General features: G+C 72.8%; 9 protein-coding genes. 8 read left to right on the forward strand and 1 reads right to left on the reverse strand.

The window, feature by feature from the left end:
- Nucleotides 1-181: 181 nt before the first annotated feature.
- Nucleotides 182-1810 carry an AMP-binding protein gene (locus QRX60_RS43605; RefSeq protein ID WP_285997332.1) on the reverse strand — a complete coding sequence of 543 codons (1629 nt, stop codon included), beginning with the start codon at nt 1808-1810 and terminating at the stop codon, nt 182-184.
- Between the two features lie 132 nt (nt 1811-1942).
- Here QRX60_RS43605 and QRX60_RS43610 point away from each other — a divergent pair, with 132 nt between their 5' ends.
- The 8 genes from QRX60_RS43610 to QRX60_RS43645 all read left to right on the forward strand — a co-directional run bounded on the left by QRX60_RS43610 (nt 1943) and on the right by QRX60_RS43645 (nt 12095).
- On the forward strand, nt 1943-2791 hold the full coding sequence (locus QRX60_RS43610; protein ID WP_285997333.1) for a helix-turn-helix transcriptional regulator: 849 nt from the start codon (nt 1943-1945) through the stop codon (nt 2789-2791).
- Between the two features lie 130 nt (nt 2792-2921).
- Nucleotides 2922-3494, forward strand: coding sequence for a TetR/AcrR family transcriptional regulator (locus QRX60_RS43615; protein WP_285997334.1), 573 nt, complete (start codon nt 2922-2924; stop codon nt 3492-3494).
- Between the two features lie 163 nt (nt 3495-3657).
- Entirely contained in the window at nt 3658-5526 is a 1869-nt protein-coding gene (locus QRX60_RS43620; protein WP_285997335.1) for a CocE/NonD family hydrolase, read from the forward strand.
- A gap of 31 nt (nt 5527-5557) precedes the next feature.
- Entirely contained in the window at nt 5558-7099 is a 1542-nt protein-coding gene (locus QRX60_RS43625; RefSeq protein WP_285997336.1) for an ABC transporter substrate-binding protein, read from the forward strand.
- A gap of 35 nt (nt 7100-7134) precedes the next feature.
- A complete protein-coding gene (locus QRX60_RS43630; protein ID WP_285997337.1) occupies nt 7135-8487 on the forward strand; it encodes a GH1 family beta-glucosidase in 1353 nt (450 codons plus the stop codon).
- Complete coding sequence (locus QRX60_RS43635; protein ID WP_285997338.1) at nt 8475-9416, forward strand: ABC transporter permease; 942 nt, start codon at nt 8475-8477, stop codon at nt 9414-9416. The genes QRX60_RS43630 and QRX60_RS43635 overlap by 13 nt, the downstream gene beginning before the upstream one ends.
- Nucleotides 9413-11353, forward strand: a complete 1941-nt coding sequence (locus QRX60_RS43640; RefSeq protein ID WP_285997339.1) for a dipeptide/oligopeptide/nickel ABC transporter permease/ATP-binding protein — start codon at nt 9413-9415, stop codon at nt 11351-11353. Before QRX60_RS43635 ends, QRX60_RS43640 begins: the two co-directional genes overlap by 4 nt.
- Nucleotides 11334-12095: an ATP-binding cassette domain-containing protein gene (locus tag QRX60_RS43645; protein ID WP_285997340.1), complete on the forward strand. Its 762-nt coding sequence runs from the start codon at nt 11334-11336 to the stop codon at nt 12093-12095. Before QRX60_RS43640 ends, QRX60_RS43645 begins: the two co-directional genes overlap by 20 nt.
- The last annotated feature ends 178 nt before the right edge of the window (nt 12096-12273 follow it).

A 12273-nucleotide genomic window follows, 5' to 3' on the forward strand; every position in this document is an offset into this window, starting at 1 on the left:
GCCCGGGGACGCCAGGCGGCAGGAGAGCGGACCACTCTCCTGGACCCGCGCCGGGCAAGGACCGGCGCGGGAGTCGGGGCCCCGGGCCGTCAGGGCAGCCGGGACCGGCCGGCGCGCCGGGAACCGCGCGCGGGCAGGGGAAGGTCAGCCGGGTTACCCCGGGATCACCGGTGCGGGGCGGCTATCGGGAACGCCGTTGGGCGTAACGCAGGGCCGACCGCTGCAGCTTGCCGCTGGGCGTCTTCGGCAGCTCCGGGACGAAGTGGACGATCCGCGGGTAGGCGTGCGCGGCGAAGCGCGTCTTGACCAGCTTCTGCAGTTCCTCGGCCAACTCCGGGCCCGCGTCGCGGCCGGGGCGCACCACGACGTGGGCGGCGAGCACCTCGCCCCGCAGCTCGTCCGGGACGCCGAAGACCGCGGCCTCCGCGACGGCGGGGTGGCCCAGCAGCACGGATTCCACTTCGGACGGTCCGATCCGGTAGCCCGCCATCAGGATGATGTCGTCGTCCCGGGCGGTGAAGTGGAAGTTCCCGTCGGCGTCCCTCGCGGCCGTGTCCCCGGTGAGGTACCAGCGCCGGTCCGGGGTGAACCGTTCGGCGGTGCGCCCGGGCGCACCGCGGTAGCCGGTGAACCACATCAGCGGGCTGGCGCTCAGGTCGACCGCGAGCCGGCCGCGTTCCCCGACGGCCGCGGGCTCGGCGGAATCCGGCCGCAGCGTGTCGAGGCGCCAGCCCGGCAGGGCGCGGCCCATCGACCCGCGCCGCCGCTCGGTGCGGAACTCCGGGTGCCAGGCGTTGGCGACCACCATGCCCAGCTCCGTCTGCCCGTAGTGGTCCAGGACCGGCACGCCGAGCACGCGCTCCGCCCAGTCACCGACCTCCGGTGGCAGGGGCTCGCCCGCGGACGAACAGTGCCGGAGCGCCAGGCCGGTCGGGAGCTGGTCTTCCGCGGCGCGCAGCGCGCGGTACACCGTCGGCCCCGCGGCGAAGTTGGTGACCCGGAAGGTGGCCAGCACCGCCCAGGTGAGCGCGGCGGAGAATCCACTGTGGAGCAACAGGCTGCGCCGGCCGAGCGCGAGCGGGCCGAGGACCGCTTGGTAGAGGCCGTAGGCCCAGCCCGGGTCCGCGGCGTTCCAGAAAACGTCGGACTCCTGGTGGTCGAGCCCGAACTCCTGGTAGGCCAGCATCGACGACACGGCCCACAGCGGCACGGGCACACCCTTCGGCGCCCCGGTCGTGCCCGAGGTGAAGAGCTCGACGAGGGTCGCGTCCCCGCCCGTCGCGACCGGGACCGCCTGCGGCGGTGCCTCCAGCAGGCGGTCGAAGCAGTGGTCACCGGGGTGTTCCCCGGCGCCGCCGGTGGTGACCACCGTCAGCCGCCACGCCGCCGGGATGTCGTCGTTCGGGCCGAGCTTGGCGCGCTGGGCGGGTTCGGTGACCACGATCCGTGCACCGCTGCCGCTGATCCGGAAGGCGATGGCCGGCGGGGCCAGCGCGGTGAACAACGGCACGTGGACGGCACCGATCCGCCAGATCGCGAGCACCGTCACGACCAGGTCGCCCGACTTGCCGAGCAGGGTCGCGACGCGGCTGCCCGGACCGGCGCCGAGCTCGGCCAGTGCGGTGGCCAGCCGGGCGGAGCGAACCCGCAGCTCACCGAAAGTCCAGTCGCGCCACGACAGATCCGGCTCGACGACGGTGAAGGCCACCGCGTCGGCGGGGTGCCGGTCGCACAGCAGTTCCGCGGCGCACGCCTGCGGACGGTCGAAGAGCGAAATCAGATCCTCGACATGGCGGTGGATGCTCGTCATGGGGACCTCCTGGAGCTACGCGATACCGCCGCAGTGCCGTACCGTTGACAAAATGTCCCATCGTGCGGACGACCCAGCTACCCCCGCGTGAGGGGAGCGGGATCTGTTCGCCCCGTTCCCGAGGAGGCGGGCGTGAACCCGAACGCCCCGGCCGACGACCGACCGGAGATCTACCGCGCGCTGGCCCGGATGCGTGACGCGACCGGGCTGCCGCTCACGTTCGGCGGCGAAGTCGGCGCCGGCCGGCAGGTGAAGCTGAGCCAGCTCGCCGGGCCCAACACCGGCGCGCTCCGGGGCGTCAGCCTCGAGTACGGGCGTGGGCTGGGCGGGAAAGCGGTGGCGCAACGGCGGCCCGTCGTCGTGGACGACTACGTGCGCTCGCCCGGGATCAGCCACCACTACGACCACATCATCCTGGCGGAGGGGCTGCGCGCGATGGTCGCCGTGCCGGTCGTGGTGACGCGGACCGTGCGTGGCGTGCTCTACGGCGCGTTGCGCAGCTCGATGCCGTTGGGCGACCGCGTGGTCCAGTCCGTCGTGGAGTCGGCCCGCGAGCTCGAGCAGAGCCTCGCCGTCCGGGACGAGGTGACCCGGCGGCTCGCCTGGCTCGACCGGTACGACGCGACCGACTGCAACCGGCCGCACTGGGAGCTGGTCCGCGAGGCCTACGCCGAGCTGCGGATCCTGACGCAGACGGTCGACGACCCGGTGCTGCGCAGCCGGGTCCGGGCGGTGTGCGAGACCTTGTCCGCCGTCGCCGGCCGCCCGGAGCGGCGCGGGAACGTCCCGGTGCTGTCGGCGCGGGAGCTCGACGTGCTCGCGTGCGTCGCCCTCGGCTGGACCAACCACCAGATCGCGGAGGATCTCGGGATCACCACGGAGACCGTGAAGAGCTATCTGCGCAGCAGCATGCGCAAGCTCGTGGCTCGCACCCGGATGGAGGCCGTGGTCACCGCCCGGCGGTTCGGTCTTCTGCCCTGAGGGTACCGATTGGGGTACGGTAGTACCCGTCGGCTGCCCCTCATCCGGGGGTGTGCGAGGCTACGGAACCATGACCGCGAAGCCACCTTGGATGACGCCACCGGGAGCGCGGACGGCGCGGAGCCGGCGCATGTCCGAGGGCAAGCGCGAGGAGCTGATCCTCCGCCTGGAAAGGCTTTTCCTGGACGAGGGCTTCGCCCGGCTGACCGTGGACGACCTGGCCGGCCGGCTGCAGTGTTCGAAGTCGACGCTGTACGCGGTGGCCGGCAGCAAGGAACAGCTCGTGGTCGTCGCCGTCCGGCACTTCTTCCAGGAGGCGACCGCACGGGTCGAGGAGAAGGTCGGGCCGATCACCGATCCACCGCAGCGCATCGCCGAGTACCTCGCCGGGCTGGGCTCCGAGCTGCGGCGGATGTCGCCGGAGTGCTACGCGGACCTGCTCACCTTCGAAGCCACCGCGGAGCTGTACGCCCGGTACTCGCTCGCCACGGCGCACCGCGTGCGGGAGTCCATCCAGGACGGCGTGGCCTCCGGGGCGTTTCGCGCGATCAACGCGGACTTCGTCGGCGCCGCGGTCAGCTTGCTCATCGACGGCATCCAGCACGGTGAGCTGCTCGACCGCTCCGGACTGTCCATGGCCGACGCCTACACCGAACTCGGTGCACTGGTCCTCGCCGCGCTGACCAACCCCGACGAGGAGTAACCGCCTCCCGACACCGGCCTGCGCAGGAAAGAGCCGGTGCCCGACCTCACCGTCTCCTTCCCGCGAGGGCTTGCGCCGTCCCCGCACGTGTGTCTAACGTACGGAATCCGGTACTAAAGTATTCGATCTCGTACCCGCCCGTGGGGGCGGAGCGGAGGCGGCGATGCCTGCACGCACGGAGACTGATCGGCAGTACGAGGTCGTGCTCCGGCGCGACGTCCGGATCCCCACACCCGAGCCGGGAGTCACGCTTTCCGCCAACCTGTTCCTGCCCGAAGGCCCGGGGCCGTTCCCCCTCCTGGTGACCGCCCTCCCCTACCGGCGGGACGTCGCGGCGCTGAACGGATCGCCCACCGAACGCTGGTTCGCCGAGCGCGGTTACGCGTCGCTGCTCGTCGATCTGCTGGGCACGGGCTCGTCCGACGGCGTCCAGCGTCCGCCGTTCGACCCGGGTGACGCCGACGACGCGCTCGACGCCATCCGCTGGGGCGCCGACCAGCCCTGGTGCACCGGCGCGGTCGGGATGTGGGGCGGTTCCTACGGCGCCGTCACGACGCTGCGCACCGCCGCCCGGCGCCCGGAAGCGCTGCGCGCGATCATCGCCCTCGAAGGTCCCACCGATCCCGGCCGCGACTTCGTCCACCCCGGCGGTTCGCGCGGCGCGTTCTCCCCGCTCGCGTCGTGGTCGGTGAGCACGCTGTTCAACCAGCTGCTGCCGCCGGTGGACGACTTCGCCGACCCGAACGAGCAGGCGCGGTGGCACCGGCGTCTCACCTTCACGCCGTATGCGCTGGACATGTTCCGCAACGGCCCCGGTTCCCCGGCGTGGGCCCGGCGCCGGATCGACGTTTCGGCCGTGGAGGTGCCCGCCCTCTGCGTCGCCGGCTGGCGCGACCTGTTCGTGGACGGGACGATCCGCGCCTACGAAGAACTGCGCGGGACCAAGGCCCTGATCGCCGGGCCGTGGATGCACGTCATGCCGCAGGAGTGCCCGTTCACGCCGATCGACTTCCTCGAGATCGCCCGGACCTGGTGGGACCGGTGGCTGCTCGGCGAGGAGGCGGACGACGGTGCCCCCGCTGTCCGCCTCTACGCGCAGGGCGACCGGCCGCGCTGGCTCGGTTTCGGTTCCTGGCCACCGGAAGGCACCACCCGGGCCGAGGACCTCACCGGCTGGCGGCGGACCGCGCCACCGGTCCCCGACCCGGCCACCGGCCTGCAGTCCGGGTTGTGGTCGACCCCCGCGGGACAGTTCGGGCTGCCGTTGGACCAGCACGGGGACGACACCCGGAGCCTGTGCTACACCTCGCCGCCGCTGCCCCGGCCGCTGCTGGTCAGCGGCCGGCCGGCGGTGGAGCTCACCCGGCCGTGGCCACGGGTGTCGGTGAAGCTCACCGACGTCGACCCCGCCGGGCGGTCCCTGCTGATCTGCGCCGGGCTCGAGTGCGCCGCGGAGGGCGATGACGAGCTCACCGTGCCGTTGACGCCGACCACCTACGAAGTGGCGGCGGGACACCGGCTCCGCGTCGTCGTCGCCCCGGGCGACTTCCCCCGCGTCTGGCCGAAGACGCCGCCCGAGGGGTGGCCGGCCGCGCGAACGCTCCGGCTCCCGGTCCCCGACCCCGCGAGCGAGGTCGAGTGCCCGGTGCCGGAGCTGACCGAATTCGCCGCAGCGGACATCGATGCGCGGTTCGACGGGGAACCCGGCGGCCAGGCGTCCTGGGAGGTCACCGAAGACCTGCTGCACGACACGATCTCCCTGCGGCTGGCCGGGGGTGACCGGATCCGCCCGGAAGACGTCCCCGGCGGGCGGCACACCGTACGCGTCGAGCAGGAGCTCGTCGCCTCCGCGCACCGGACCGACCCCGGCGAGTCCACCGTCACCGGGCGCATAGCCGGCACCATCGCCACCGAGACCGGCACCCACGTCACGGTCGACGTCACGGTCACGGCGACCGCCACCACGCTCGACGCCTCCGGAAAGGTCGTCCAGGACGGCGTTCCCCTGCTCGACCGGCACTGGCGTGGCTGACCGCCCGCCGGTACCCAGCGAAAGGTGCACCATGTCGTCCGCTGCCGTCCTTTCCCGCCGCGACTTCGCCTTCGGCGGCCTGCTGCTCGCCGCCGGACTCGCCGCCGGCGCGTGCGGCGCGCCCGGCAGCGAACCCGCCACCGGCCGCACCTTGCGCATCGGCCAGTACTGGCCACCGACCAGCCTCGATCCGGCGAAGGCGGGCGGGGAGTCCCAGCTGTTCCTGCAACCCGCCTACGACCCGCTGATCTACCGGGCCCCCGACGGCAGCTACCAGCCCCGGCTCGCGACGGCGTGGCGCTACCTCGGTACCGGGAACACCGCGTTCGAGATCACGCTGCGGGACGGCGTCACCTTCAGCGACGGCAGCCCGCTGTCCGCCGACGGCCTCAAGGCGAGCATCGAGCACTTCCGCCGGTCGGCCGGGCAGGCGGCCGCCTTCCTCGCCCCGATCGCCACCATGACCACGCAAGGGCGGCTGAACCTGCGGCTGACGCTGAACCAGCCGCATCCGCTGCTGCCTTCGCTGTTCACCCAGGACTTCCTCGCGGGCGACGTGATCAGCCCGGCCGCCGTCGCCGCGCCGGCCGAACTCGCGACACGCACCTTCGGCGCCGGGCCGTACGTCCTGCTCCCCGGCGAAACCGTCGCCAACGACCACTACACCTACGGCCCCAACCCGAAGTACTGGAACGCGGCCGGCCGGTTCTACGACAAGATCACCGTCAAGGTCCTGCCCAACGAGAACACCGCGCTCGCCGCGCTCAAGACCTCGCAGGTCGACGTCGTCGCAGGCAGCTACACCATCGCGGGCGGTGCGAAGGCCGCGGGGTTCAAGGTGGCGTCGAGCCCGGCCATCGTGATGGGCCTGCAGCTCAACGACCGGGCCGGGACGCTGTGCGCGCCGCTGGCCGACGTGCGGGTGCGGCAGGCGCTCAACTTCGCCGTCGACCGGGTGCGGATCACCTCGGCCCTGCTCGGCGAGTACGGCGTTCCCGTCGACCAGCCTTCGGCGCCCGGGGAAGACGGCTATTCCGAGCAACCCTTCTACGACCACGATCCCGGCAAGGCCCGGCGGCTGCTGGCCGAGGCCGGGCACGCCGCCGGGTTCGAGCTGCCGGTGGTGATCCCGTCGACCCCCGCGTTCCCCGGCGACATGGCCCAGGCGATCGCGTCGGACCTGCAGCGGATCGGCGTCACGCTCCGGATCACCACGAAGGAGCCGGCGGCCGCCAACACGGCGCTGACCCAGTTCCCGGCTTCCAGCATGGGCTGGGGCGTACTGCCGGCGTACTTCATGGGCCGCGGGCTCTGGCTGCGGGACGCCATCGGCATGAATCCTTTCCACAGCAGCGATCCGGAGCTGGAGAGCCTCGACCAGCGGGCCGCGGCCGCCGACGACCGCGCCCGGCCCGCCCTCGACCGGCAGCTCGTCCGGCGCGTGGTGGAGCTGGGCTGGTTCCTGCCGGTGTGCCTGAGCCCGGGACTGCTGTTCTACCGCGACACCGTCGGCGTGGATCCCGTACCCGGGAAACCCTTCCCCAGCGTCGCCGCCTGGCATCCGGCCGGCTGAACGTGGACACCACCACCGGCGCCGAGGAGAGCGCGATGTCCGAACCGGATCTGTTGCTGCCACCGGGATTCCGGTGGGGCGTGGCCACCGCCGCCTACCAGATCGAAGGCGCGTGGGACGCGGACGGGAAAGGACCGTCCAACTGGGACACCCGGGCCCACCTCCCGGGTGGCCTGGCCGACGGAGCCACCGGCGACGTCGCCTGCGACCACTACCACCGGCTGGCCGAGGACCTCGACCTGATGACCGGTCTCGGCGTGGACAGCTACCGGTTCTCGGTCTCGTGGCCGCGGGTCCAGCCCGCCGGGCGCGGCCCCTGGAACGGCCGCGGCCTGGCCTTCTACGACCGGCTCGTCGACGGCCTGCTGGGCCGGGGCATCGAGCCGATGCTGACGCTGTACCACTGGGACCACCCCCAGCCGATCGAGGACGCCGGCGGTTGGGCCGATCGTGACACCGCGGCCCGGTACGCCGACTACGCCGAAGGCCTCGCCGTCCGGTTCGGCGACCGCGTCACGCGCTGGATCACGCTCAACGAACCGCTCTCGGTGATGCATGCCGGGATGACCGGCGCGTCGCAGGAGCCCGTGCGCCGCCACGCTCTCCGGGTGGCCCACCACCTCCTGCTGGGGCACGGCCTGGCCGTCCGCCGCCTGCGGGCCCGGACCCGGGGCGGGGAGATCGGGATCAGCCTCAACCTCGCCGGGATGACCGCCGCCAGTGAGCGGCCGGAGGACGTCGGCGCAGCCAGGCGAGCGGAGGTGTTCGAAGACCGGCTGTTCCTCGATCCCCTGCTGTGCGGCGACTACCCCCACCTGGACGGCAGACCCGTGATCGAAGCCGGCGACACCGACCGCGCGGTCATCGCCGCCCCGCTGGATTTCCTCGGTGTCAACTGGTACGCCCCGGCGCGGGTCGCGGCGTCGGAGTCCGCCGTCTTCGGCTACGAACGGGTTCCGTTCCCCGGGACGAGCACCAACATGCTCGGCTGGCCGGTGGCACCGGCACGGTTCGGCGTGCTGCTGGGCTGGCTGCGCGAGAACTACCCGGGCCTGCCGCCCATCCACATCACGGAGAACGGCTTCCCCGGCCTCGACGAACCCGACGTCACCGGCTCGGTCCAGGACCTGCGGCGCATCGCCTACCTGCGCAGCTGCCTGCGCCAGGTGCGCGCCGCCCTCGACGCGGGCACGGACATCCGCGGCTACCACGTCTGGTCACTGCTGGACAACCTCGAATGGGAACACGGCTACCGCCCGCGATTCGGGCTGGTGCACGTCGACTTCACGACGCTCACCCGCACCCCCAAGGCCTCCTACCGGTGGTACCGGCAGCTCATCTCGGAACAGCGTCACGACGGGAAAGGCGGGCGGACATGGGCCGGCTGATCGCACGCCGCCTGGTGGTGTCGGTGGCGCTCGTCTTCGTCGTCTCGCTGGCGGCCTTCCTGCTGCAGTCCGCCGCCCCGGGTGATCTCGCGCGCTCGATCCTGGGGCAGAACTTCAGCGTCCCGGCCTACGAACAGCTGCGCCACCAGCTCGGCCTGGACCAGCCGGTGCTCACGCAGTACTGGCACTGGCTCCGCGACGCGCTGCACGGCGACCTCGGCTCGTCCCCGATCAGCGGGCTTTCGGTCGCGGACGAGATCTCCCACCGGCTCCCCGTCACGCTGTCCCTGATCGGCTGCGCGACAACGGTGACGACCCTCGTCGGCGTCGCGCTCGGCGTCGTCAGCGCCGTCCACGGTGGACGGCTCGGCCGCGTCGTCGACGTGCTCTCGCTCATCGGCTACGCACTGCCCAGTTTCTGGTTCGCCCTCACGATGGTGACCCTGTTCGCGGTGACCGTCCAGCTGCTGCCCGCCACCGGGTACGTGGCCCTGGGCGCCTCGCCCGCGGGATGGGCCCGCAGCCTGGTGCTGCCGGTCGCGACCCTGGCCCTGCCCGGCATCGCCGTGTTCGCCAAGCAGACCCGCGACGCGATGCTGGAAGCGCTCTCCCGCGACTACGTGACGGCGTTGCGGGCCAACGGCGTCCCCGAGGCGTCGGTGGTGCTGCGCCACGCCCTGCGCAACGCGGGGATCCCAGTGGTGACCCTGGTCGGCCTGACGTTCATCGGACTGCTGAGCGGGACGGTGTTCGTGGAGTCGGTCTTCGCCATGCCGGGCCTGGGCGGCCTGGCCGTGCAGGCCACCTCCCTGCACGACATCCGGATGATCCAGGGCGTGGTGGTGGTGTTCACGGTGATCGTCGTCGTGGTCAACCTGGTCGTGGACCTGGCCTACGGCTGGCTCAACCCGAAGGCGCGGATCCGGTGACCGCGGGCATCGAGGAGTTCGTCGCCCGGGGCACCCGGCCGGGGCGACGGTGGCGGACCGCACTCCGCCGCCCGCTCGCCCTGCTGCCGTTGGGATATCTCGCGCTGCTCGTGGCCGGTTCCGCGCTGGCTCCGGTCCTCGCACCGTACAGCCCGGTGGCGACGGACCTGGACCAGGTGCTGGCCGGGCCGGGCCGGGCGCACTGGCTCGGCACCGACGCGCTCGGCCGGGACGTCCTGACGCGGCTGATGTACGGCGGGCAGGTCAGCCTGCTGCACGCCGGGATCGTCGTCGCCACCGTCGTCGGGGTCGGCGTCACCGGCGGGATCGTCGCCGGGTACCTGGACGGCTGGTTCGACCGGGCGTTCACCTGGGTGGTCGACGTGCTGCTCGCGATCCCGGTCCTGATGACCCTGCTCGTGGTGCTCACCGTCGTGGGCGAGCACCAAACCGTCGTGATGGTCGCGCTCGGCGTCCTCGTCTCACCCGGTCTCGCCCGCGTGGTCCGCGGCGCCACCTTGGCGGTGCGCAAGGAGCTCTACGTCTCCGCCGCCCGGGTGTGCGGGCTGCCCCACCACCGGATCGTGACGGCGCACGTCCTGCCGCGGATCGCCGGCCCGATCATCGTCCAGGTCTCGCTGCTCGCCGGCGGCGCGCTGCTCATCGACGCCGGGCTCAGCTACCTCGGGTTCGGTGCGCAACCGCCGGATCCCACGTGGGGAGACATGATCGCGCAAGCCGCGTCGGTGATCGACCGGCAGCCGTGGCTGCTCGTGCCCCCCGGGGTCGTGCTCGGCCTGGCGATCCTGGCCTTCGGCCTGCTCGGCGACGTCGTCCGGGACGCCACCGCCGAGCACCCGGAGCCCCTCCGCGACCGGCTGCACCGCGCGCACCGGGCGCCCGCGCCGGCGCTGACCCCGCGGAAGGAGACCTCGGCCGCGCTGCTCTCGCTGCGGGACGTGGCGGTCACGCTGCCCGGCGCCCACGGCGACCAGGTCGTGGTCGAAGACCTCGACCTGGACATCGGCCGCGGCGAAACCGTCGCACTGGTCGGCGAATCCGGCTGTGGCAAGTCGATCACCGGCCGCGCGATCTTGGACCTGCTCCCGGCGGGCGGCGCGGTCACCGCCGGGAGCCTCCTGTTCGACGGCGCCGATCTGGCCCTCGCCGGAGCCCGGGCGATGCGCCGGCTGCGCGGCTCGCGGATCGCCCTGATTTCGCAGGACCCGGTGGGCGCGCTCGACCCGGTGTTCACCGTGGCGCACCAGGTGGGCGAGCTCGTCCGGTTGCGCCACGGCGGATCACGGGCCGAGGTCCGGGAACGAACCCTCGGCCTGCTGGACGACGTGAACCTGCCGGAACCCGAACTGGTGGGGCGCCGCTACCCGCACGAGCTGTCCGGGGGCATGGCCCAGCGCGTCGCGATCGCCATGGCGCTGGCCGGGGAGCCGAGCCTGCTCATCGCCGACGAGCCGACCACCGCACTGGACGTCACGGTGCAGGCCGAGGTGCTCGGGCTGCTCCGGCGGCTGCAGGCCGAACGCGGGATGGCGATCCTCCTGATCACGCACGACTGGTCGGTGGTCGCCGGCTTCTGCCGGCGCGCCTACGTCATGTACGCCGGGCACATCGTGGAATCCGGTGTGGTCGGTGACCTGCTGGCCCGGCCCCGCCACCCCTACACCGAGGGGCTGCTCGGCGCTATGCCGAGCCGGGCCCGCCGGGGCGGGCGGCTGGCGGCCATTCCCGGCACGGTGCCGGAACCGGCGCACTGGCCCCGCGGCTGTCACTTCGCGCCGCGATGCGCCCTCGCGACGGCCGAGTGCGCCGAAGCGCCGATCCCCGTGTTCGAGCCCGCCACCGGGCACCGCACCCGGTGCCTCCACCACATCAAGCTGCTGCCCGGAGGAGAACGCGATGACCGCGCCACTGCTTGAGCTCCGCGACCTGCGCGTCGAATACCGGGCGCGGCACCCGGCGGTGGACGCGGTGAACCTCGTGCTGCAACCGGGCGAAACCCTCGGCCTGATCGGCGAATCCGGCTCCGGGAAGTCGACGATCGGGCACGCGATCGTCGGTCTGGTCCGCCCCACGGGCGGCCGGATCCTGTTCTTCGGCGAGGACATCACGCACGCGACCGCCCGGCGTCGACGTGAGCTGAGCAGGCACCTGCAGATCGTGTTCCAGGATCCGCACGGGTCGCTCAACCCGTCGCGCACCGTCGGCAGCACGCTCGCCGAACCCCTGCGGGTCGTCCGCCGGCTGTCCCGCCGGGCGGCCGAGGCGCAGGTCGCGGACGTCCTCCGGCAGGTCGGGATGCCCGCCGCCGCGGCAGCCCGGCACCCCAGCGCGTTCTCCGGCGGCCAGCTCCAGCGCATCGCCATCGCCCGCGCCCTGGTGCTGGAGCCGGAACTGGTCGTCTGCGACGAGCCGACCAGCGCGCTCGACCTGTCCGTGCAGGCCCAGATCCTCAACCTGCTGCTGGACCTGCAGCAGCGGCTCGGCCTCAGCTACCTGTTCATCTCCCACGACATCGACGTCGTCCGGTTCGCGTGTCACCGGGCCGCGGTGCTGCGGCACGGCCGGATCGTCGAGCAGGGCCCGGTCGGCAGCCTCACCGGCGCCCCTGCCCACGCGTACACGCGAGCCTTGCTCGGTGCGGTCCCGGACGCGGGCTGACCGGAGCCGGCCCTCCCGCCTGGTGTCGCGCGTCCGAGGTTCGTTGACAGGGGCCCGGGGTCGCGCCCCAATGTGGCGTTGGTTGCGTCTGACGCACCGAACGCCACATTGGGTGCGTGGAACGCACCGAACGCCACATTGGGGTGCTCGGCCCGAACGTCAAACACCTTGCGACGCC

Source organism: Amycolatopsis mongoliensis (assembly GCF_030285665.1).
Lineage (GTDB): Bacteria > Actinomycetota > Actinomycetes > Mycobacteriales > Pseudonocardiaceae > Amycolatopsis > Amycolatopsis mongoliensis.